The 22,644-nt window shown below is 56.7% G+C and carries 19 protein-coding genes; 8 read left to right on the top strand and 11 right to left on the bottom strand.

Annotated features, from left to right (window positions below):
* The first annotated feature begins 102 nt into the window (after nucleotides 1–102).
* From clpX to JQ848_RS15980, 4 genes are all read left to right on the top strand, one after another.
* Nucleotides 103–1,386: an ATP-dependent Clp protease ATP-binding subunit ClpX gene (clpX, locus tag JQ848_RS15995; protein WP_003441365.1), complete on the top strand. Its 1,284-nt coding sequence runs from the start codon at nucleotides 103–105 to the stop codon at nucleotides 1,384–1,386.
* 163 nt (nucleotides 1,387–1,549) lie between these two features.
* A complete protein-coding gene (lon, locus tag JQ848_RS15990; RefSeq protein WP_003441367.1) occupies nucleotides 1,550–3,946 on the top strand; it encodes an endopeptidase La in 2,397 nt (798 codons plus the stop codon).
* A 147-nt stretch (nucleotides 3,947–4,093) separates the two neighbouring features.
* Nucleotides 4,094–4,366, top strand: a complete 273-nt coding sequence (locus tag JQ848_RS15985) for an HU family DNA-binding protein (protein WP_003441370.1) — start codon at nucleotides 4,094–4,096, stop codon at nucleotides 4,364–4,366.
* A gap of 229 nt (nucleotides 4,367–4,595) precedes the next feature.
* Nucleotides 4,596–6,467: a SurA N-terminal domain-containing protein gene (locus tag JQ848_RS15980; protein WP_010655837.1), complete on the top strand. Its 1,872-nt coding sequence runs from the start codon at nucleotides 4,596–4,598 to the stop codon at nucleotides 6,465–6,467.
* A 78-nt stretch (nucleotides 6,468–6,545) separates the two neighbouring features.
* Here the strand turns inward: JQ848_RS15980 and JQ848_RS15975 are convergent, their stop codons facing one another.
* The 10 genes from JQ848_RS15975 to gloB all read right to left on the bottom strand — a co-directional run bounded on the left by JQ848_RS15975 (nucleotide 6,546) and on the right by gloB (nucleotide 18,881).
* Entirely contained in the window at nucleotides 6,546–6,890 is a 345-nt protein-coding gene (locus JQ848_RS15975) for an antibiotic biosynthesis monooxygenase family protein (RefSeq protein ID WP_003441374.1), read from the bottom strand.
* On the bottom strand, nucleotides 6,887–7,597 hold the full coding sequence (locus tag JQ848_RS22910) for a cytochrome P450 (RefSeq protein ID WP_328821626.1): 711 nt from the start codon (nucleotides 7,595–7,597) through the stop codon (nucleotides 6,887–6,889). The genes JQ848_RS15975 and JQ848_RS22910 overlap by 4 nt, the downstream gene beginning before the upstream one ends.
* A gap of 659 nt (nucleotides 7,598–8,256) precedes the next feature.
* Nucleotides 8,257–9,051, bottom strand: a complete 795-nt coding sequence (fabI, locus tag JQ848_RS15965) for an enoyl-ACP reductase FabI (protein WP_003441378.1) — start codon at nucleotides 9,049–9,051, stop codon at nucleotides 8,257–8,259.
* A 19-nt stretch (nucleotides 9,052–9,070) separates the two neighbouring features.
* Entirely contained in the window at nucleotides 9,071–10,681 is a 1,611-nt protein-coding gene (locus tag JQ848_RS15960; protein ID WP_003441379.1) for an ABC transporter ATP-binding protein, read from the bottom strand.
* Between the two features lies 1 nt (nucleotide 10,682).
* Nucleotides 10,683–11,702 (bottom strand): ABC transporter permease, encoded by a 1,020-nt coding sequence (locus tag JQ848_RS15955; RefSeq protein WP_003441380.1) that lies wholly within the window; start codon nucleotides 11,700–11,702, stop codon nucleotides 10,683–10,685.
* A gap of 1 nt (nucleotide 11,703) precedes the next feature.
* The gene (locus tag JQ848_RS15950) at nucleotides 11,704–12,777 is read right to left on the bottom strand and encodes a microcin C ABC transporter permease YejB (protein WP_003441381.1); all 1,074 of its coding nucleotides are present in this window, start codon (nucleotides 12,775–12,777) and stop codon (nucleotides 11,704–11,706) included.
* Nucleotides 12,778–14,619 carry an extracellular solute-binding protein gene (locus JQ848_RS15945; RefSeq protein WP_003441382.1) on the bottom strand — a complete coding sequence of 614 codons (1,842 nt, stop codon included), beginning with the start codon at nucleotides 14,617–14,619 and terminating at the stop codon, nucleotides 12,778–12,780.
* Nucleotides 14,616–16,445, bottom strand: coding sequence for an extracellular solute-binding protein (locus tag JQ848_RS15940; RefSeq protein WP_127196569.1), 1,830 nt, complete (start codon nucleotides 16,443–16,445; stop codon nucleotides 14,616–14,618). The genes JQ848_RS15945 and JQ848_RS15940 overlap by 4 nt, the downstream gene beginning before the upstream one ends.
* 157 nt (nucleotides 16,446–16,602) lie before the next feature.
* Nucleotides 16,603–18,003, bottom strand: coding sequence for a transglycosylase SLT domain-containing protein (locus JQ848_RS15935; protein ID WP_029612344.1), 1,401 nt, complete (start codon nucleotides 18,001–18,003; stop codon nucleotides 16,603–16,605).
* Between the two features lie 98 nt (nucleotides 18,004–18,101).
* Nucleotides 18,102–18,881, bottom strand: a complete 780-nt coding sequence (gene gloB / locus JQ848_RS15930) for a hydroxyacylglutathione hydrolase (RefSeq protein WP_010655831.1) — start codon at nucleotides 18,879–18,881, stop codon at nucleotides 18,102–18,104.
* Nucleotides 18,882–19,000: 119 nt separating this feature from the next.
* Here gloB and JQ848_RS15925 point away from each other — a divergent pair, with 119 nt between their 5' ends.
* The 4 genes from JQ848_RS15925 to JQ848_RS15910 all read left to right on the top strand — a co-directional run bounded on the left by JQ848_RS15925 (nucleotide 19,001) and on the right by JQ848_RS15910 (nucleotide 21,665).
* A complete protein-coding gene (locus JQ848_RS15925; RefSeq protein WP_160628227.1) occupies nucleotides 19,001–19,759 on the top strand; it encodes a methyltransferase domain-containing protein in 759 nt (252 codons plus the stop codon).
* 85 nt (nucleotides 19,760–19,844) lie between these two features.
* The gene (gene rnhA / locus JQ848_RS15920) at nucleotides 19,845–20,297 is read left to right on the top strand and encodes a ribonuclease HI (protein WP_003441387.1); all 453 of its coding nucleotides are present in this window, start codon (nucleotides 19,845–19,847) and stop codon (nucleotides 20,295–20,297) included.
* Nucleotides 20,290–21,048 carry a DNA polymerase III subunit epsilon gene (gene dnaQ, locus JQ848_RS15915; protein ID WP_003441388.1) on the top strand — a complete coding sequence of 253 codons (759 nt, stop codon included), beginning with the start codon at nucleotides 20,290–20,292 and terminating at the stop codon, nucleotides 21,046–21,048. The genes rnhA and dnaQ overlap by 8 nt, the downstream gene beginning before the upstream one ends.
* Nucleotides 21,049–21,092: 44 nt before the next feature.
* A complete protein-coding gene (locus tag JQ848_RS15910) occupies nucleotides 21,093–21,665 on the top strand; it encodes a GNAT family N-acetyltransferase (protein WP_003441389.1) in 573 nt (190 codons plus the stop codon).
* A 55-nt stretch (nucleotides 21,666–21,720) separates the two neighbouring features.
* On the opposite strand, the gene JQ848_RS15905 is transcribed toward JQ848_RS15910, so the two are convergent.
* On the bottom strand, nucleotides 21,721–22,632 hold the full coding sequence (locus tag JQ848_RS15905; protein WP_202210937.1) for a LysR substrate-binding domain-containing protein: 912 nt from the start codon (nucleotides 22,630–22,632) through the stop codon (nucleotides 21,721–21,723).
* Between the last annotated feature and the right edge of the window lie 12 nt (nucleotides 22,633–22,644).

The following is a 22,644-nucleotide window of genomic DNA, read 5'->3' as shown; positions in this document are numbered from 1 at the left end:
TACAAATGAAGGCGGTTGGATTAACTGACCTCCTGCGGGCTTGAAAAAGCCCGCAGTTGCCTTCATCTTGTGTTGCAAGCCTATCGGATTTGGATCGATCGAATGACTGACACCCGCAACGGCGAGGACAACGGCAAATTGCTCTATTGCTCCTTCTGTGGCAAAAGCCAGCATGAAGTGCGCAAATTGATTGCCGGCCCCTCGGTCTTTATCTGCGACGAATGCGTCGACCTGTGCAATGACATCATCCGCGAGGAGGTGCAGGAAGCCCAGGCCGAGAGCAGTGCGCATAAATTACCTTCGCCAAAAGAAATCAGCGGCATCCTTGATCAATACGTCATTGGTCAGGAACGTGCCAAAAAGGTTTTGGCCGTAGCGGTATACAACCACTACAAGCGCCTTAACCAGCGTGACAAGAAAAATGACGACGTCGAACTCGGCAAGAGCAACATTCTGCTGATCGGACCTACTGGCTCGGGTAAAACCTTGCTGGCCGAAACCCTGGCTCGTCTGCTGAATGTACCTTTCACTATTGCTGATGCAACCACGCTGACTGAGGCGGGTTACGTAGGCGAAGATGTGGAAAACATCATTCAGAAGCTGCTGCAGAAGTGCGACTACGACGTAGAAAAAGCCCAGATGGGTATCGTCTATATCGATGAAATCGACAAGATTTCGCGCAAATCTGACAACCCGTCCATCACCCGTGATGTTTCCGGTGAAGGCGTGCAGCAGGCTTTGCTCAAACTGATCGAAGGCACTGTGGCTTCCGTACCGCCTCAGGGTGGTCGCAAGCATCCGCAGCAGGAATTCTTGCAGGTTGATACCCGTAACATCCTGTTTATCTGTGGCGGTGCGTTCTCGGGCCTGGAGAAGGTTGTTCAGGCACGCTCTACTCGCGGCGGCATCGGCTTCAGTGCCGAAGTACGCAGCAAGGAAGAGGGCAAGAAGGTTGGCGAGTCCCTGCGTGAAGTAGAACCTGATGATTTGGTCAAGTTCGGTCTGATCCCGGAGTTTGTTGGCCGTCTACCTGTTCTGGCGACACTGGATGAGCTGGATGAAGCTGCATTGATGCAGATTCTGACCGAGCCGAAGAATGCGCTGACCAAGCAGTATGGAAAGTTGTTCGAGATGGAGGGTGTTGATCTCGAATTCCGTGCTGATGCCTTGAAAGCCGTGGCCAAGCGTGCGCTTGAGCGCAAGACTGGTGCGCGTGGTTTGCGTTCGATTCTGGAGAGCGTTCTGCTCGACACCATGTTTGAAATCCCCTCGCAGTCCGAGGTGAGTAAAGTGGTGATCGACGAAAGCGTTATAGAAGGTAAGTCCAAGCCGTTGTTGATTTATGAAAACAACGAAGCGACTGCCAAGGTTGCACCTGACGCGTAAGTGTATTGCTGCGTATTACACATTGCGTGTTAAAGAAGGGGCCTTCGGGCCCCTTTTTTTTTCCTGTCGTCCAACGCTTGTTTTTTTTCGGAACTGCCCCCATCTTGGCTTCAAGCTTACTTCCATCTGATTACGGCCTTATGGCCGCCGTAGAGGCGAAATCATGAAGACAACCATTGAATTGCCTCTCCTGCCATTGCGCGATGTTGTGGTCTATCCGCACATGGTGATCCCACTGTTCGTGGGACGCGAGAAATCAATCGAGGCCCTCGAGGCTGCGATGACGGGCGACAAGCAGATCTTGCTGTTGGCCCAAAAAAATCCTGCTGACGATGATCCGGGCGAAGACGCGCTCTATCGTGTAGGTACCATTGCGACCGTTCTGCAGTTGCTCAAGCTGCCGGATGGCACCGTCAAGGTTTTGGTCGAAGGCGAGCAGCGTGGCGCTGTCGAGCGCTTTGGCCAGGCTGAAGGCTATCTGAGTGCCGAAGTCTCCCTGATTGATGAGGTGGCTGCCCCGGAGCGTGAATCCGAAGTCTTTGTCCGCAGCCTGATCTCGCAGTTCGAGCAATATGTACAGCTGGGCAAAAAGGTCCCGGCTGAGGTTCTGTCCTCGCTTAACAGCATCGACGAACCAAGCCGTCTGGTCGATACCATGGCTGCCCATATGGCACTCAAGATCGAGCAGAAGCAGGAGATTCTTGAAATTATCGACCTGCAAACCCGGGTTGAGCACGTATTGGCATTGCTTGATGCCGAGATCGACCTGCTGCAAGTTGAAAAGCGTATCCGTGGCCGTGTCAAAAAGCAGATGGAGCGCAGCCAGCGCGAGTACTACCTGAATGAGCAGATGAAGGCCATTCAGAAGGAGCTCGGCGATGGTGATGATGGGCATAACGAAATCGAAGAGCTGAAAAAGCGCATCGAGTCCGCTGGTTTGCCCAAGGATGCAATGGCCAAGGCTCAGGCTGAGCTGAACAAGCTCAAGCAAATGTCCCCCATGTCCGCTGAAGCCACTGTCGTGCGCTCCTACATTGACTGGCTGGTTCAGGTGCCATGGAAAGCACAGAGCAAGGTCCGCCTGGATCTCAAGCGCGCTGAAGACATTCTGGATGCAGACCACTACGGTCTGGATGAAGTCAAAGAGCGGATTCTCGAATACCTCGCCGTGCAAAAACGGGTGAAGAAAATCCGTGGTCCGGTTTTGTGCCTGGTAGGACCTCCTGGTGTAGGTAAAACCTCCCTTGCAGAGTCCATAGCCCATGCAACAAACCGCAAATTCGTACGTATGGCCTTGGGTGGCGTGCGTGACGAAGCGGAAATTCGCGGTCATCGTCGTACCTACATTGGCTCGATGCCAGGTCGATTGATTCAGAAGATGACAAAAGTGGGGGTGCGCAACCCTCTGTTCCTGCTCGATGAAATCGACAAGATGGGCAGCGACATGCGCGGTGACCCGGCCTCTGCATTGCTTGAGGTGCTCGATCCCGAGCAAAACCACAATTTCAATGACCATTACCTCGAGGTCGACTACGACCTGTCTGACGTAATGTTCCTGTGTACCTCCAACTCGATGAATATTCCTCCAGCGTTGCTGGACCGGATGGAAGTCATTCGTCTGCCGGGTTACACCGAAGACGAAAAAATCAACATTGCCGTCAAATACCTCGCCCCCAAGCAAATTGAAGCCAATGGCTTGAAAAAAGGCGAGATAGCGTTCGACAACGAAGCCATCCGCGACATCATTCGCTATTACACCCGCGAAGCCGGTGTGCGGGGCCTTGAGCGCCAAATTGCGAAAATTTGCCGCAAGGCGGTCAAAGAACACGCGATGGAAAAACGTTTTGCAGTGACTGTGACGCCCGAGCTTCTCGAGCACTTTTTGGGTGTTCGAAAATACAGCTACGGACTGGCCGAGGTGCAGGACCAGATTGGTCAGGTGACCGGTCTGGCCTGGACTCAGGTCGGTGGTGAATTGCTGACAATTGAAGCTGCGGTAGTGCCGGGCAAGGGTCAGCTGATCAAGACCGGTTCTCTCGGTGACGTGATGGTGGAGTCGATTACTGCTGCGTTGACAGTGGTTCGAAGTCGCGCCAAGAGCCTGGGTATCCCATTGGATTTCCACGAGAAACGTGACGTTCACATTCACATGCCGGAAGGGGCTACGCCCAAAGATGGTCCTAGTGCTGGTGTAGGAATGTGTACAGCTCTGGTTTCTGCGCTGACTTTGATTCCAGTACGTGCGGATGTTGCGATGACCGGCGAAATTACCCTGCGTGGCCAGGTGCTGGCGATTGGGGGCTTGAAGGAAAAGTTACTGGCTGCTCACCGAGGTGGGATCAAGACTGTAATTATTCCTGAAGAGAATGTCCGCGATCTGAAGGAAATTCCTGACAACATCAAACAGGATCTTCAGATTAAACCGGTTAAATGGATTGACGAGGTCCTGCAAATTGCGCTGCAATACGCGCCGGAGCCCTTGCCGGATGTGGCTCCCGAGATCGTTGCCAAGGATGACAAGCGAGAGTCTGACTCTAAGGAAAGAATTAGCACGCATTAATACGGATTTGCCTGACGGGCTTTCTTGACGCTTTTTAGAGCCCTTGTTATAAAGCGGCTCTATAAGTGTCCGTAAGTGCTTCAGCAATCGTTTGCTTTTACCAAAAAACTTTAGAAACATACTCAGATAGATATAAGGGGACTTAGAGTGAACAAGTCGGAACTGATTGATGCTATCGCTGCATCTGCTGATATCCCGAAAGCTGCAGCTGGCCGTGCGCTGGACGCAGTAATCGAATCCGTCACTGGCGCTCTTAAGGCTGGCGACTCTGTGGTACTGGTTGGTTTTGGTACTTTCTCTGTGACTGATCGTCCTGCTCGCACTGGTCGTAACCCACAGACTGGTCAAGCACTGGAAATTGCTGCTGCTAAAAAACCAGGCTTCAAAGCCGGTAAAGCACTGAAAGAAGCGGTTAACTAAGTTTTTGTAACACTTTTTACCCAACCGGGTCAGGCGCACGCCAGGCTTGGCAGCGGAGCGGTAGTGCAGTCGATGGTTATATCGACGTGGTACGCCGGGGGTCGCGGGTTCGAGCCCGGTCCGCTCCGCCAGTTACGAGAAGGCGCATCCTCGGATGCGCCTTTCTTCTATCCGGACTCTACCCACGCTCCACGGTTGCTCATTATGCAAGACCGTTTCTGGGGGAAGCATGCTGCAAAATATCAGGGACAATTCACAAGGCTGGATTGCCAAGACCATCATCGGTGTCATCGTCGCGTTAATGGCGTTGACCGGTTTCGATGCTATTTTTCAAGCCACCTCGACCAGCCAGGATGCGGCCAAGGTCAACGGTGACGAAATCACTCAAGTTGAGCTCAGCCAGGCTGTCGACATGCAACGTCGTCAGCTGATGCAACAGCTGGGCAAAGATTTCGACGCTTCTTTGCTGGACGAGAAAATGCTGCGTGAAGCAGCCCTTAAAGGGTTGATCGATCGTAAGTTGCTGCTGCAGGGTGCTAATCAGGCGAAGTTCTCCTTCTCTGAAGCGGCCCTGGATCAGGTCATTCTGCAGACACCTGAGTTTCAGGATAACGGCCAGTTCAGCGCTGAACGTTTCGACCAGGTGATTCGTCAGCTGGGTTACGGTCGCCTGCAGTTCCGCGACATGCTGGGCCAGGAAATGCTGATTGGTCAGCTGCGCGCCGGTTTGGCGGGCAGTGGTTTCGTGACCGATGAGCAAGTGAACGCTTTTGCCCGTCTCGAAAAACAGACCCGTGATTTCTCTTCTCTGAACATCAAGGCCGACCCGGCTGCGGTGAAAGTCAGCGACGACGAAATCAAGGCTTACTACGACGAGCACGCCAAAGAGTTCATGACGCCCGATCAGGTCGTGATCGACTACATCGAGTTGAAGAAGTCTTCGTTCTTTGATCAGGTGGCTGTGAAGGATGAAGAGCTGCAAGCCCTTTATCAGAAAGAAACCGCCAACCTTGCTGAGCAGCGCCGTGCTGCACACATCCTGATTGAAGTGAACGACAAGGTCAGCGACGAGCAGGCCAAAGCCAAGATTGCTGATATTGAGCAGCGTCTGGCCAAGGGTGAAAGCTTCGAGGCTTTGGCCAAAGAGTTCTCTCAGGATCCAGGCTCGGCTGCCAATGGCGGTGATCTGGGTTTCGCAGGTCCGGGTGTTTACGATCCTGTGTTTGAAACAGCGCTTTACGCTCTGAAAAAAGATCAGGTTTCTGAGCCGGTTCGCACCAGCTTTGGCTACCACCTGATCAAGTTGATGGGCGTCGAGGCACCTGAAGTGCCGAGCTTTGCCAGCCTGAAAGACAAGCTGACCCGTGACCTGAAAACCCAACAGGTTGAGCGTCGCTTTGTTGATGCAACCAAGCAGCTGGAAGACTCCGCATTTGAGGCGTCCGATCTGGTTCAACCTGCTCAGGAACTGAAGCTGACCGTGCATACCTCTGCACCGTTCGGTCGTCAGGGCGGGGAGGGGATTGCTGCCAACCGTGACGTGATCCAGGCAGCATTCAGCACTGAAGTGATGGATGAGGGGGCAAACAGTACTGCCATCGAACTCGATCCCGAGACGGTAGTGGTGTTGCGCGTCAAGGAACACCTCAAGCCTGAGCAGTTGCCTCTGGAAGCCGTTGCCGCAAGCATTCGTGGGCAATTGGTTAAAGAGCACGCCAGTGCAGCGGCTAAAACCAAAGCTGAAGAAATCATCAAAGGTCTACGCGATGGCAAGTTGCCGTTGGATAAGCCGGTTGATGGCCTGTCGTGGAAGGCTCACGAGGCAGTTGCCCGCGGTCAGGAAGGTATTGACCCTGCCGTGCTGCAAGCTGTGTTCCGCCTGGCCAAGCCAGTATCCAAGGACAAACCGACCTTTGGTAGCGTCACCCTGGCCGATGGCACCGTTGTTGTACTGCGTCTGGATGGCGTGAACGATGCTGCGAAGCCGACTGAAGAAGAGAAGGCGTCGTACCGTCGCTTCCTCGCTTCGCGTGTGGGCCAGCAAGACTTCGAAGCCTACCGCAAGCAGTTGCAAAATGAGGCGAAGGTCGAGCGCTACTAAGCGCTGGATCATCCGCACGACGAATAGGCCGCTCATTGAGCGGCCTTTTTTATGGGGCGGATTCAAGCAAGCCTGCGCTCACGAGTGAACTTTACGGCTGTCAGCCGGCGCCTCGGATCGCTCAGTGAGGGAGTAGTCGCGCAAAACATGGGCGATGCGCAAACGATAGTCCTCGAAGACTTGAGTACGTCCTGCGGCCTGGGCCATGCGGTGTTGTTCCAGTTGGCGCCAGCGCTGGATGGAGTCTTCGTCGCGCCAGAATGACAGCGACAGCAGCTTCCCGGGTTCACTGAGGCTCTGGAAGCGCTCGATGGAAATGAAGCCCTCAAGGTCAGCGAGCAGTGGCCTGAGTTCGGCTGCAAGGTCCAGGTAACGCTGGTATTGGTCGGTGCGTGGCCACGCCTCGAAAATAACGGCAATCATTGCGCAATCTCCGGCTGCTGGCGGAATCGTGGAATTCGGCCATTGAGTGATGGGACATAGCTCCAGTGGCAGGTCCGGATAAAGGATGTGCCATGGCGTTGTAGTAGTACTGCGATGGTTTGTGCGGCGATCGCCAGTGCTATTTGTTGACCCGGACATTGATGCCGGCCATGGCCGAAGCTGAAATTTTGACGCAGGGGCCGGTTGAGCAGAAAACAGTCCGGGTCATGATTGATGGCCGGATCTCTGTTTGCAGATGCCAGCAACACCAGAACCGTATCTGCGGCTTGCAGAGTGCAATTGCCGATGACGCAGCGTTTCGCGACAAAGCGCCGGGTGTTCTGTACCGATGGGTCGTGACGTGCTGCCTCGGCAACCAGCTCGGGGACAAGCGCCGGGGTTCGGCTGACCGCTTCAAGCAGCTCAGGCTGTTGCTGCAGGGCCACCAGTGCATTGCCGATCAGGCCGGCAGTGGCTTCGCAGGTCTGAGATAGCAGACCGATCAAATTGGCGATAAGCGCGGGGCGATCGGCCTGGGTGCCAGATCGGTAAGCTGGACAAATAGCGTTGAGAAAAGCGCTGTGTCCAGCTTCGTCGTTCAACAGAACCTCAAACATCTGACTCAGCCGGGTTGCTGCAATGTCAGCGCTGCGCAGTTGTAACTCGCTGGCCAAAGGAGAAAGGCAGGCCACGAAATCACCGGTCAAAGCGCTCAGGGTATCAAGCTGGTGGTCATCGAAGCCCAGCAAGCGGCATAGCACTGAAACCGGCAATTTGAACATGAGTGAGTTCAGGCTATCGGCAGAGCTGTCTGTGATGGGGAAGAGGTGTGCAACCAGTGTTGCGATGTCTGCTGCCGACACTGACGCCAGTGCCGGTTCTATCCCGTGCCGGGGGCACTGATGGCGCGGCCCTTCATTCATGCGCATCAAGTTGCCGAACACCTGGCCTGAAGGCCTTTGTGCTATGGCCGGTGGAACGGGCTCATGTGGGGGGCGTACCAGCAAATCAGGATGTTGCACAATGGCCTGTATGACCCTTGCACCGCTTGCGACCCAACATCCCAGTCGGGAGTCAAAGTACAGGTCGGCCCTGTGTCTCAGTTGCGCATAAAAGGTATAGGGATCGGGGTGGGTTGCAGCCTCGAAGGGTGTCATTCAGAGCGTCCTTTTCATGAAGAACCATGACTTTCTCCCATCCCTTTGGCCGATAATTCGCTCAGGAGCGAAGTATGGATGTTGCTTCCCGCACCCGCGGGGGGCAAGTGTGGCTGCCCACGGGCAATGAGTTTATAAAAGCCCGCAACGCAAAACGCCCGATGCAGTCAATGCACCGGGCGTTTCGGGTACAGGCTGCAAGCAAAGAGTTACTCTTCGAGGCTGCCCATTGCGGTGGTGTTGAAGCCGCCGTCTACGTACATGATTTCACCGCTGATGCCGGATGCCAGATCCGAGCACAGGAACGCGCCGGCATTGCCGACTTCGTCGATGGTGACGTTACGACGCAGAGGGGTCTGCGCTTCGTTGGCCGCCAGCATTTTACGGAAGTTCTTGATCCCCGATGCTGCCAGGGTGCGGATCGGGCCAGCCGATACGCAGTTAACGCGCGTACCTTCCGGGCCCAGGCTGCCTGCCAGGTAACGTACACCCGCTTCCAGGCTGGCCTTGGCCATGCCCATCACGTTGTAGTTAGGCATGGTGCGCTCGGCGCCCAGGTAGGACAGGGTCAGCAGGCTGCCATTGCGGCCTTTCATCATCGGACGGCCGGCTTTGGCCAGGGCCACGAAGCTGTAGGCGCTGATGTCGTGAGCGATGCGGAAGCCTTCACGGGTAGTTGCGTCCGTGAAGTCGCCGTCCAGCTGATCGCCAGGTGCGAAGCCAACGGAGTGCACGATGCAGTCCAGGCCGTCCCATTTCTTGCTCAGGTCTTCGAAGACCTTGGCGATTTCTTCATCGCTGGCTACGTCGCAAGGGAAGCACAGTTCAGGGTTGGAACCCCAGCCTGCAGCGAACTCTTCAACGCGGCCTTTAAGCTTTTCGTTCTGATAAGTGAAAGCAAGTTCAGCGCCTTCACGGTGCATGGCGGCAGCAATGCCAGAAGCGATGGACAATTTGCTAGCGACACCGACGATCAGGACGCGCTTACCGGCGAGAAAACCCATGTGTTGTTCCTCTATCAGGTTAATCGACAGCCACTGGCGCCAAAAAGGCGGCTTCCAGCAGCTGCTGTGTATATGGATGTTGCGGTGAGGCAAAGATATTTTGCGCATCACCCTGTTCGACCACTTGGCCATGCTTGACCACCATAAGTTGGTGGCTAAGCGCTTTGACGACAGCCAGGTCATGGCTGATAAACAAATACGTCAGGTTGTACTTGGCTTGCAGCGAGCGCAACAGCTCAACCACCTGGCGTTGTACGGTCCGGTCCAACGCGGAGGTTGGCTCGTCCAGCAGAATCAACGCCGGTTTTAAAACCAGTGCCCGGGCAATGGCGATTCGTTGCCGCTGCCCGCCTGAAAACTCGTGAGGGTAGCGGTGCCGGGTTTCCGGATCCAGACCTACTTCGCGCAAGGCTTCAATAATTGCCACTTCCTGTTCTTCAGCGGTGCCCATGCGGTGAATACGCAAACCTTCACCGACAATCTCGCTGACGCTCATGCGTGGGCTGAGGCTGCCAAACGGATCCTGGAACACCACCTGCATTTCCCGCCTCAGCGGTCTGACCTCCTGGCGGGAAAGACAGTCTAGCCGTTTGTTTTCGAAACGGATCAAACCCTTGCTGGCAATCAAACGCAAAATCGCCAGGCCCAGGGTCGACTTGCCCGATCCGCTTTCTCCCACAATGCCCAGGGTCTGTCCCTGTGGCAGGCTGAAGTTTATGCCGTCGACCGCTTTGACGTAATCCACCGTCTTGCGCAGGAGTCCCTTTTTGATCGGGAACCAGACTTTCAGGTCCTCGATTTCCAGCAATGGCGGCCCCGCAACAGTATCGGCCGGGCCTCCGCTGGGCTCTGCGCTAAGCAGTTCCCGGGTGTACGGATGCTGTGGCGAACGGAACAACTGTTCGCACGATGCCTGTTCGACGATTAAACCGCGCTGCATGACACATACCCGATGCGCAATTCGTCGAACCAGGTTCAAATCGTGACTGATCAGTAACAGCGCCATCCCCAGGCGGGCCTGCAATTGCTTCAGCAATTCCAGAATTTTCAACTGCACTGTAACGTCCAGTGCCGTGGTGGGTTCGTCTGCGATCAGGAGTTCGGGTTCGTTCGCCAGGGCCATGGCGATCATCACGCGCTGGCGCTGGCCGCCTGAGAGCTCGTGTGGCAGCGCTTTGAGGCGTTTGTGGGGCTCGGGTATGCCAACCAGCTCCAGCAGCTCCAGGGTGCGCAGGGTGGCTGCCTTGCCGGTTAATCCCTTGTGAATGCCCAGCACTTCATTGATTTGTTTTTCAATGCAATGCAACGGGTTCAGCGAGGTCATGGGCTCCTGGAAAATCATGGCAATGCGATTGCCACGAATATGCCTGAGCTTTTTCTCCGGCAGCGTCAGCAGATCCTCGCCGGCATAGACGATGCTGCCCGTGGGATGGCGGGCCAGGGGGTATGGCAACAGGCGCAGAATCGAATGCGCGGTCACCGATTTGCCCGAGCCGCTTTCGCCAACCAGCGCCAGGGTTTCGCCGCGCCTGATATCGAAACTGATGCCTTGCACTACGCGATGGGGTTGTTCAGCGCTGACAAACTCCACGGAGAGATCACGCACTTCGATCAGATTTTCCTGCGTCATCTCATTTCCTCGGGTCGAAAGCATCGCGAGCGGACTCGCCGATAAACACCAGCAGGCTGAGCATGATGGCCAGCACGGCGAAAGCACTGATGCCCAGCCATGGCGCTTGCAGGTTGGACTTGCCTTGCGCCACCAGTTCGCCCAGCGACGGCGCGCCGGGGGGCAGGCCGAAGCCCAGAAAGTCCAGCGCGGTGAGGGTACCGATGGCGCCGGTCAAAATAAACGGCATGAAAGTCATGGTCGAAACCATCGCATTGGGCAGGATATGTCGGTACATGATCGCAATGTCCTGCATGCCCAGTGCCCGTGCGGCGCGCACATATTCCAGATTGCGTCCGCGCAGGAATTCGGCGCGTACCACATCTACCAGGCTCATCCATGAGAACAGCAGCATGATCCCCAGCAGCCACCAGAAGTTCGGCTGGACGAAACTGGCGAGAATGATCAGCAGATACAGCACCGGCAAACCTGACCAGATCTCAAGAAAGCGCTGACCGGCGAGGTCGATCCAGCCACCATAAAAACCCTGCAGGGCTCCCGCGATCACGCCAATGATCGAACTCAAAATGGTCAGTGTCAGGGCGAACAGCACCGAGATCCGGAAACCATAAATCACCCGCGCCAATACATCGCGGCCCTGGTCATCGGTGCCCAGCCAGTTCTCGGCGGAAGGCGGGGCCGGTGCCGGGACTTTCAGGTCGTAGTTAATACTCTGATAGCTGTACGGGATGGGCGGCCACAAGACCCAGGCGTCTTTCTTGGCCAGCAGTTCACGGATATAGGGGCTCTTGTAGTTGGCTTCGAGGGGGAACTCGCCGCCAAAGTCCGTCTCCGGGTAACGCTTGAGTGCCGGGAAATACCATTCACCGTCGTAATTGATTACCAGCGGTTTATCGTTGGCGATCAGCTCCGCACCCAGGCTGAGTCCGAACAGCAGTACAAAGATCCACAGCGACCACCAACCACGCTTGTTGGCCTTGAAACGTTCAAAACGTCGCCGGTTAAGAGGGGACAGTTTCATCTCAATGCTCCCTGCTTTCGAAGTCGATGCGCGGATCAACCAGGGTGTAAGAGAGGTCTCCGATCAGTTTCACCAGCAGTCCGACCAGGGTGAAGATGAACAGGGTGCCGAAGACCACCGGGTAATCGCGATTGATCGCCGCTTCGAAACTCATGAGTCCCAGTCCGTCCAGCGAGAAAATCACTTCGACCAGCAATGAGCCGGTAAAGAAAATCCCGATAAAGGCCGACGGGAAGCCGGCAATTACCAGCAACATGGCATTGCGAAACACGTGACCGTAGAGCACCCGGTGGTTGGTCAGGCCTTTTGCCTTGGCGGTGACTACGTACTGTTTGTTGATTTCATCCAGAAAGCTGTTTTTGGTCAGCAGGGTCATGGTGGCGAAGTTGCCGATCACCAAGGCTGTGACGGGCAAGGCCAGGTGCCAGAAATAATCGAGAATCTTGCCCCCCAGACTCAGCTCGTCGAAGTTGTTGGAGGTCAGGCCCCGTAACGGAAACCAGTCCAGATAGCTGCCGCCGGCAAACACCACGATCAGCAGGATGGCAAACAGAAAGGCCGGAATGGCGTAGCCCACAATGATGGCCGAACTGGTCCAGACGTCGAACTGGCTGCCGTGTCGCGTGGCCTTGGCAATGCCCAGCGGGATAGACACCAGGTACATGATCAGCGTGCTCCATAGACCCAGCGAGATGGAGACAGGCATCTTTTCCTTGATCAGGTCGATGACCTTGGCATCCCGGAAAAAGCTCTCGCCGAAGTCCAGTCGGGCGTAGTTCTTGATCATGATCCACAAGCGCTCGGGGGCGGGCTTGTCAAAGCCGTACATCTTTTCGATTTCCTGGATCAGGGCCGGGTCCAGCCCCTGGGCGCCGCGATAGTTGGAGCCCGCCACCGAGACTTCGGAGCCACCGCCCGCAATGCGGCTGGTTGCGCCATCGAAGCCTTCAAGTTTGGCGATCATCTGTTCAACCGGCCCCCCGGGTGCGGCCTGGATGATGATGAAGTTAATCAGCAAAATACCGAGCAATGTCGGAATGATCAGCAGCAGTCGCCTGAATATATACGCCAGCATTTAAGGCTCCAGGTTTGCACTTTTGGTTTCGGTTGGAGTCGCGGGTTTGGTGTCAGGCTTTGCCCACCACGTAGTGGTTCCAATGTCGTACAAGGGGGTGACCGCGGGATGACCGATATGATTTGAATAGGCCACGCGCCAGGTTTTGATGTGCCAGTTGGGAATCACGTAGAAGCCCCACTGCAAGACGCGGTCCAGAGCGCGGGCGTGATTGATCAGGCTTTGACGCGATTCAGCGTTGATCAGCCCCTCGGTCAGTTGGTCAATGGCCGGATCTTTGAGACCTATGAAATTGCGGCTGCCGGGTTTATCGGCGCTCTGCGATTCCCAGTACTCGCGCTGCTCGCTGCCAGGGGAGCTGGACTGCGGGAACCCGCCGACGATCATGTCGAAATCCCTGGAGCGCAGGCGGTTGAGGTACTGGGAGGTGTCAACCCGACGAATTTGCAAATCGATGCCCAGGTCGCTGAGGTTACGTTTGTAAGGCAGCAGAATTCGTTCGAACTCGGTTTGCGCCAGCAAAAATTCGATTTTTACCGGCTTGCCCTGGGCGTCGACCATCTTGTCGTCGACAATCCGCCATCCGGCGTCCTGCAGCAATTGATAGGCACGGCGCTGCTGGTCGCGAATCATGCCGCTGCCATCGGTGACCCCAGGGTTGAACACGTCGGTAAACACCTGGTCGGGGATCTGGCCGCGCAAGGGCTCCAGAATGGCCAGTTCTTCGGCCGTGGGCAGTGCTTTTGCGGCCATGTCCGAGTTTTCAAAAAAACTGTTGGTCCGTGCGTAAGCGCCACTGAACAACTGTTTGTTGGCCCATTCAAAGTCGAACAGCAGGCTCAGCGCCTCGCGGACCCGAACGTCCTGAAACATGGGCTTGCGCAGGTTGAAGATAAAACCCTGCATGCCTGTGGGGTTGTGGTTGCGTATTTCTTCTTTTTTCAAGCGTCCCTGAGTGAACGCCGGGGCGTTGTAGGCGCTGGCCCAGTTCTTGGCGCTGATCTCGAACCAGTAATCGAACTGCCCGGCCTTGAGCGCTTCAAAGGCCACGCTGTTGTCACGGAAGTAATCGACGGTAATCGTGTCGAAGTTGTACAGCCCTTTGTTGATCGGCAGATCCTTGCCCCAGTAGTTTTTGTTCCTTTCGTAACGAATTGAGCGCCCCGGCTTGATCTCGCTGATGGTGTAGGGGCCGCTGCCTACCGGGATTTCAAGATTACCCTTGCCGAAGTCCCGGTTTTCCCACCAGTGTTTGGGAAGGACGGGAAGTTGACCAAGGATCAGTGGCAACTCGCGGTTCTTGTTGTGCTTGAACGTGAACTTCACCTGCAGCGGGTTTTCCGCGATGGCCTGGTCAACATCGCTGTAGTAGCCCTTGTACAGCGGCGAGCCATTTTTCATCAGGGTATCGAAGCTGAACACCACGTCTTCGGCGCGAATCGGATGACCGTCGTTGAATTTGGCTTCGGGGCGCAGGTAAAAGCGCACCCAGCTGTTGTCCGGCGCTTTCTCGATCTTTTCGGCGATCACGCCATAGGCGGTGAAAGGTTCGTCCAGGCTTTGCCGGGCCAGCGTGTCAAAGGTCAGGTCAATGTCATCGGCCGGCACACCTTTGTTGATAAAGGGGTTAAGGCTGTCAAAAGTACCCAGTGCCGATTTTCGGAAGATGCCGCCCTTGGGGGCATCCGGATTGACGTAATCCACATGCTTGAAGTTGGCCGGATATTTCGGCGGCTCATCGTAGAGCGTCAAAGCATGCTGCGGGGCCGCCAGTGCCGCGCAGGCAAGACTCGCCAGCAGCATGGCGCAGAGAGGTTTGAGCAACGTACGCAAAGGCATCATCGGGTTTTCTCCGTAGGCTTGAGCCACCACGCGCTAAGGCCCAGGGCGTAGGGCGGCGTAGTCACGAAGGCGAACCGGTTGCGGTACGCCAGGCGGTGATAATTCAAATACCAGTTAGGAATGCTGTAGTGCTGCCAGAGCAGGACGCGATCCAGCGCCCGGCCTGCGGCCAGTTGTTCTTCGCGGGTCTGGGCTGCCAGCAGGCGTTCGAGCAATTGATCGACCACCGGGTTCGCCACGCCTGCATAGTTCTTGCTGCCTTTGACATTGGCCTGGCTGGAATGGAAGTACTGCCACTGCTCAAGTCCGGGGCTCAGGGTCTGATCCAGGGTCATCAGGATCATGTCGAAGTCGAATTGATCCAGGCGCTGTTTGTATTGAGCGCGGTCCACGGTGCGCAGTCGGGCATCGACCCCGATACTGGCCAGGTTCTCCACGTAGGGTTGCAGGATGCGCTCAAGGTTGGGGTTTACCAGCAGTATTTCGAAGCGCAGCGGTTTGCCATCTATATCGAGCAGGCGCTGTCCGGAAAGTTTCCAGCCACCCTCGGCCAGTAAACCCAGTGCCTGGCGCATGGTGTCCCGGGGAATGCCCCGGCCTCCGGTCTGCGGCAGGCCAAAGGCCTGGCTGAACAGTTCTGGCGGCAGCTGACTGCGCCAGGGTGAGAGCATCAGCCACTCATGCCCTTGTGGAATGCCGCTGGCCGAGAACTCGCTGTTGGGGTAGTAACTGGCGGCGCGCTTGTAGGCACCGTTGAACAGCGTGCGGTTGGTCCATTCAAAGTCGAACATGAGGCCCAGGGCCTCACGGACTTTTGCCTGGGCAAAGGCAGGACGCCGGCTGTTCATGAACAAGCCCTGGGTTTGCGTCGGGATCTGGTGGGGGATTTCGGCTTTGATCACCTCGCCGCGACGGACGGCCGGGAAGTTATAGCCATTGGCCCAATTCTTGGCCTGGTGTTCGATATAAATGTCGAACTCGCCCGCCTTGAATGCTTCGAAGGCCACATCGCTGTCGCGGTAGAACTCCACTTCAACCCGGTCGAAATTGTATTTTCCGCGATTGACCGGCAGGTTGGCCCCCCACCAGTTTTTGACGTGCTCAAACACCAGTTGCCGGCCGGGTGTGACCTTGGTGATGCGATAGGGGCCACTGCCCAGCGGCGGTTCGAAGGTGGTGGCTTTAAAGTTGCGGTTTACCCAGTAGTGCTGTGGCAGGACGGGTAATTCACCAAGGCGCAGAATCAGCAAGGGGTTGCCCGCGCGCTTGAACACGAAGCGAATGCGCTTGGGCCCCAGGATATCTACGCGCTGGACCTCCTGAAGGTTGGTCCGGTACTGCGGATGGCCTTCTTTGAGCAGCAGGTTGTAGGAAAACGCTACGTCGTAGGCGGTGATGGGCGTTCCATCGTGAAAGCGGGCTTCCGGGCGCAGGTTAAACACCACCCAGCTGCGGCCTTCGTTGTACTCCACCGATTGCGCGATCAGCCCGTAGCTGGAAGTGGGCTCATCGCCGGAGGGGGCGTATTGGCCAGTCCCGGCCATCAGGGTTTCGTTGAGCTCGTTGACCCCGTACTGCAGGAAATTTGCGGTCGATACCGGGCTGGTGCCCTTGAAAGTGTAGGGGTTGAGCGTGTCGAAGGTTCCAAACGCCATGACCTTCAGCGTCCCGCCTTTAGGCGCGTCAGGGTTGACCCAGTCGAAATGGGTAAACGTGGCCGGGTACCTGAGGGTGCCGAACTGCGCATAACCGTGGCTTTCACTCAGGGTTGCGCTTGCGGGGAAGCTCAAGGCCAGGCCGATTAATAACGGGAGGAGGGGTCGCATCAAGGCAAGAGATCCGATCCAGGCGTTGGGCTTAGGGTTTCCGTACAGTAACAGCTTGTATCTGTGGGAAAAAGGCCACTCTGGAAAGCACTGCGGGCAAGCTGCTTCTTACATATCTGTAGGAAACAGCTTGCCCGCAGTATTGCCAGTCAGGAGCTTAGCGAGGTTTGGAAACCGTCAGCATTTGCCCTGGTTTCAGGGCTTTGGCGCTGCTCGGGTTCCAGCGCTTGAGGTGCTGCATTTCAACGTTGAAACGCTTGGCAACGATGTACAGCGAGTCGCCTTTTTTAACCTTGTATTGCGTCGGTTTTTTGCCTGCCGGTTTGCGTGTGTCTTGCATGACCAGAATCTGGCCGACCTTGAGGTTGTTGCCGCTCAATTTGTTCCAGTGCTGCAGGTCTTTGGCATTGACCTTGTTGGCCTTGGCAATCAGCGTCAGGTTGTCGCCACTCTTGACCCGGTACTTACGGTTAAGCCGGGTTGGTGAAACGCTTGCAACGTTGTCAAATACCGGCTTTTTAGGGCGCAGGCTGATCAGTTCTTCAGGGTTGAGGTTGGACAGGCTGGCGGTCAGCAGTTGCGCTTTGGAAGTGGGGACCAACAAGTGCTGCGGGCCGTCGATGGTGGCGCGCTGTTTATAGGCCGGGTTCAGCTGGAACATCTCGTCTTCGTCGATCTCGGCCAGCGCTGCCACGCGTGACAAGTCCATGGACTGTTTGATTTCGACCATTTCGAAGTAGGGTTCGTTGGCGATGGGGTTCAGGTTGATGCCATAGGCCTCAGGGGCCATGACCACCTGAGACAGTGCCAGTAATTTGGGCACATAGTCTTTGGTTTCCTGCGGCAGGGGCAGGTTCCAGTAGTCAGTAGGCAACCCCAGTTTCTGGTTGCGCTCGATGGCCCGGCTTACGGTGCCTTCACCGGAGTTGTAAGCGGCCAGTGCCAGCAGCCAGTCACCGTTGAACATGTCGTGAAGGCGGTTAAGGTAGTCAAGCGCTGCGATGGTGGAGGCCGTAATGTCGCGGCGACCGTCGTAGGCACGGGTTTGACGCAAATTGAAGTAACGGCCTGTCGAAGGAATGAACTGCCAGAGCCCGACTGCATTGGCGTGGGAATACGCCATCGGGTTGTAGGCGCTTTCGATGGCTGGCAGCAGCGCCAGTTCCAGCGGCATGTTGCGCTCTTCGAGGCGTTCAACGATGTAGTGGATATAGAGGCTGCCGCGCTCTCCGGCGTTTTCGAGAAAGGACGGGTTGCTGGCAAACCACAAACGCTGCTGTTCAATGCGCGGGTTAACGTTCTGACCGTCTTGCAACTTGAAGCCCTGGCGCATCCGTTCCCATACATCTTGCGGGGCCACGGGGCTAGGTTTTTCACTGAGCCAGAGAGGCTCCTGAGGAATACGTTTGGTGATTTTCAGGCTGGCGCGTTCGGTTGGCTGAGCCGAATGGTCCATGGATTGGCAGCCCGCGAGAATGGCAGAGACAGCCACCGCGATAGCTTTGACCAAGCGCGTCAATGCGTCTGAATTGATGGAGTTACCTATAGATGACGACATTGGCTAGAAGATAGTTCAGGCAAAAATGTCGGGGGATTCTAGAAAGCAGGGGAGACGCGGTCAACTGTTCAGAATTTTTGTGCCAACCGCGACCCTGTTTAGAACTTATCTTTCCAGCTGCGCAAGCTGGCAAAGACCGCACTGGGCGAGTCATTGTCACGGGAATTCCACTCGTCAGCTTTTTCTTTAACGGATGTTTCATTGACCCGCAGAAACGGATTGGTGAGCAATTCGAGGGCAATAGTTGATGGCAGACTGATGTGACCTGTTGCCCGCCATTCGGTGACTTGAGCGATTCGCGCGGCAATATCCGGGTTGCCAGGCTCTACCGCCTGGGCGAAGCGCAGATTGCTCAAAGTATATTCGTGGGTGCAGTACACAGCCGTGTTGGCGGGCAGTGCGGCCAGCCGGCTCAGGGACTGGTGCATCTGTTCGGGGGTGCCCTCGAACAGCCGGCCGCAACCGGCGGCGAACAGGGTATCGCCACACAGTAATATCGGCGCCGCCTGGTCAGCGTGATAATAGGCAATGTGTCCCAGGGTATGGCCGGGCACGAGCAGAACCTTGAACGTCAGGCCCAGGATTTCGATTTGATCGCTGTCGTTGAGTGCCACTTGTCGGGACGGGATGGTCTCGAGTGCAGGTCCCCAGACCTTCGCGTTAGTGTGCTCGTGAAGCTGGGCAACACCCCCCACATGGTCGAAGTGGTGATGGGTCACCAGAATGTCGCTTAGCACCCAGTCCGGGTGTCGGGCCAGCCAGGCCAGAACAGGCGCGGCGTCACCCGGATCGACCACGGCGCAACATTTGCGGGTCATGTCCTGTAACAACCAGATGTAGTTGTCGCTGAAGGCGGGCAGGGCGTCGATCTGTAACATGGTGCAATTCCCAAGTGCGAAACAATGGCGCATCTTAGGGGTTGTTGCCGGTTCATGGCGAGCCACGATGTACAGCAGCCCCGGGTTTGGTAATAGGCATATGGCGAGTTGGAGGAGCAATGACCGATAAAGCATTGGCTCAGGCAGATCCTGAGTGGCTGGAGCTGATCAGTTCAGCCCGAGAGTGGTTGTCCAGCCCCCTTGGACAAGTGCTGCTCAACGATGAGCAGCGGGTTCTCGAGGAGGAGCTCGGGCGCTATTTCGGCGGTTATCTGGTGCATTACGGCCCTGGCGCCGACAGCCCGCCCAAGGCGCCGCAAGTGCAACGCAATGTACGCCTGGGGGCCCCCCTGCCCGGTGTCGAAATCATTTGTGAAGAACAGGCCTGGCCTTTATGTGAGCACGCCGCCGATGTCGTGGTGTTGCAGCATGGCCTGGATTTCTGTCTGTCGCCCCACGGCCTGTTGCGTGAAGCGGCCAGTAGCGTGCGTCCCGGCGGCCATTTGTTGATTGTCGGTATCAACCCCTGGAGCGGCTGGGGATTGCGCCATGTATTCGCCAAGGATGCCCTCGGCAAGGCTCGTTGCATCTCACCTTCGCGAGTGGCCGACTGGCTGAACCTGCTGGGCTTTGCGCTGGAGAAACGCCGCTTTGGGTGCTATCGTCCGCCGCTCGCATCGAAAGCGTGGCAAAGCCGATTTTCAGGCTGGGAGCGCAAGGCCGGTAGCTGGCAATTGGCCGGTGGCGGCTTCTATGTATTGGTCGCGCGTAAAATGGTGGTGGGCTTGCGTCCCGTCAATCCGATGCGCAGAGAGCCGATGGGCAAGCTGATCCCCTTGCAGATGGCCAAGGTCAATCGGCGTCACACTGAACCTTAATTAATGTCAGGTCGGGTTTGCCCGGCCTCAGGTGCTGCTGATCCTCGATTGGCAGGCCAAGGCAGCCTTTTCTGGATAGTTTGTAATGAGCGATAGCGTTGAGATGTTCACCGATGGTGCCTGCAAGGGCAATCCTGGCCCGGGCGGCTGGGGTGCTTTACTGGTCTGCCAGGGGGTCGAAAAAGAACTCTGGGGCGGCGAACCCGCTACCACCAACAACCGCATGGAGCTGATGGCGGCCATTCGTGGCCTTGAAGAGCTCAAGCGCCCCTGTGAAGTGTTGCTGGTGACCGACTCGCAGTACGTGATGAAAGGCATTACCGAGTGGATGGTCAACTGGAAAAAACGCGGCTGGAAAACTGCGGCCAAAGAACCGGTTAAAAATGCCGACCTGTGGAAGTTGCTCGATGAGCAAGTCAATCGTCACACCGTGAAGTGGCAGTGGGTACGCGGGCATATCGGCCATTATGGCAACGAGCGCGCCGACCAGCTGGCCAATCGCGGGGTGGACGAAATGAGGGGCATCAAGCATGCGTAGTGTTGTTCTCGATACTGAAACCACCGGTATGCCGGTTACCGATGGCCACCGGGTGATCGAGATCGGTTGCGTCGAGTTGATGGGCCGCCGTCTGACCGGCCGGCATTTTCACGTGTATCTGCAACCCGATCGTGAAAGTGACGAGGGCGCAATTGGCGTTCACGGTATTACTAACGAATTTCTGGTGGGCAAGCCCCGTTTCGCAGAAGTCGCCGACGAGTTTTTTGACTTCATCAAAGGCGCGCAACTGATCATTCATAACGCCGCGTTCGACGTGGGCTTTCTGAATAACGAATTTGCCCTGATCGGGCAGACCGACCGCGCCGACATCACCCGCCATTGCACTATTCTCGACACCCTGGCGATGGCGCGAGCGCGTCATCCGGGTCAGCGCAACAGCCTGGATGCCTTGTGCAAACGCTATGGCGTCGACAACTCGGGGCGTGAACTGCACGGCGCACTGCTCGACTCCGAGATTCTGGCGGACGTTTACCTGACCATGACCGGTGGCCAGACCAGCCTGTCGCTGGCCGGTAACGCATCTGACGGTAATGGTTCCGGCGAAGGTTCAGGCAACCAGGCCAGCGAAATCATCCGCTTGTCAGCCGATCGCCAGCCTGGCCGGATTATCCGTGCAAGTGAAAGCGATCTGGCCGAGCACGCGGCTCGTCTGGAGGCTATTGCCAAGTCTGCGGGTGGGCCATCGCTGTGGGCCCAGCTTCTCGAAGCCAAAGAACAGACACTGCAATAACCCCGTTTGACGCCGGGGCTATTGCGCACGAAGAAGGATTTTTCATGTACCTGGTTATGAATCCAAAGGACCCGGAAGTCTCTGTGCGTTTGGCCGATGAAGGCTTTGCTCCCTACGTGTGGGGCAATGATTTCAGTTTTGACGTCTGTGCCTATGCCCGTGTCGACCAACATAAAAAGGTCGAGCACTGGCCATTGGATACGATCACGCCTTACCGCAAATGCTACGGGATTGACCCTGACGAATTCGCCAGCTACCGCGGGGCGCCAGACAGTGCGATCTTCATGGCGTATCTGGACAACCAGCCGGTCGGCCATGTTGTGGTCAGCACCAACTGGAACGGTTTTGCCCATGTCGATGAACTGGCTGTCGCCGCCTGTGCCCGGCGCCATGGTGTGGCCAAGTCATTACTGGACGTGGTCAGGTTCTGGAGCCTGAAGAAAAAACTGCCAGGCATCATGCTTGAAACCCAGAACAACAACATTGGCGCCTGTCGGCTGTATGAGCGCTGCGGGTATCAGGTGGGGGGTATCGATCATCTGCGTTATCGAGGCATTGACCCGCTGACCCGCGAGGTCGCGATTTTTTGGTATCTGTTGTTCGAAAACCACTGCTGACGTTGCAGGAACTGATTTGCCGGCGACGGGATCGCCAGCAAGATGCACGATTCGATTACAGCGCCATCAACCCCTGATCAGCCAGCATGGCTTCGGCCTTCTGCCGCACGATATCGAACAATGCCTGCAACGCCGGGGCTGGCTCCGAGCCCTTGGGAGTCAGTGCATACAGGGTCACCGGGATCGCAGGCGAGAGCGGGCACACGTCCAGCCCGCCGGCTTTGGCACCCGCAGCGGTAAACGGGTCGACCAGGGCCAACCCTTCGCCAGCCTCCACCATGCTGCGCAACATCTGATAATTCTGAACCTGAATCTGCACCACGGGTGCCGGGCGCAAGGCTTGCAGCTTGCTGTCCAGCACGCGGCTCAGCGGGTCCTGGTGTTGCAGGCCAATCATTGCCTGGCCTGCCAGATCTTGCAGACCTATGTATTTTTGCTTGGGGGATAACCAGCCGTGGGGGGCCAGCAACTGCACCTTGCCCTGGGTCAGCTTGAGGCAATCAATGCCCGGTTGTTCAGCCGGGTGCAGGCTGAAGCCCACATCGCATTCGTCCATCAACAAGCGGCGCGCGATTTCGCCGCAGGGCGCGCTGCTCAAGGTGCTGGGCGTATCGGCAATGCGCCGTCGCAGCAGTGCAATGCTGTAGGGCAGCAGGGTCTGGGCCAGTGTTTCGCTACAGGTCACGCGCAATACGGGCTCCTGATGCTGGCGCAAGGCGTCGGCAAGCCGGCGTAGTGGCTCGAAGTCCAGGTACAGCTGATTGGCGAGGGGTTGCAGCAGAAGGGTTTCGCGGCTGGCCTGCAGCCGTCCGCGTACGCTGGCAAACAACATGAAGCCGAGCTGTTGCTCGGCCTCATGCAGCGTGGCACTGAGGGTGGCCACTGGCATTTGCAGCAGCTCGCCAGCATGGTCGAGGCTACCGGTCTGCAAGATGGCCTGAATCACTTCGATATGGCGTAAGCGCATGCGTGAAGTCCA

Source organism: Pseudomonas paraversuta (genome assembly GCF_904067025.1).
GTDB classification, from domain to species: Bacteria; Pseudomonadota; Gammaproteobacteria; order Pseudomonadales; family Pseudomonadaceae; genus Aquipseudomonas; species Aquipseudomonas paraversuta.
Note: the sequence above shows the minus strand (reverse complement) of the source record. Positions and strands in the feature narration are given on the sequence as shown.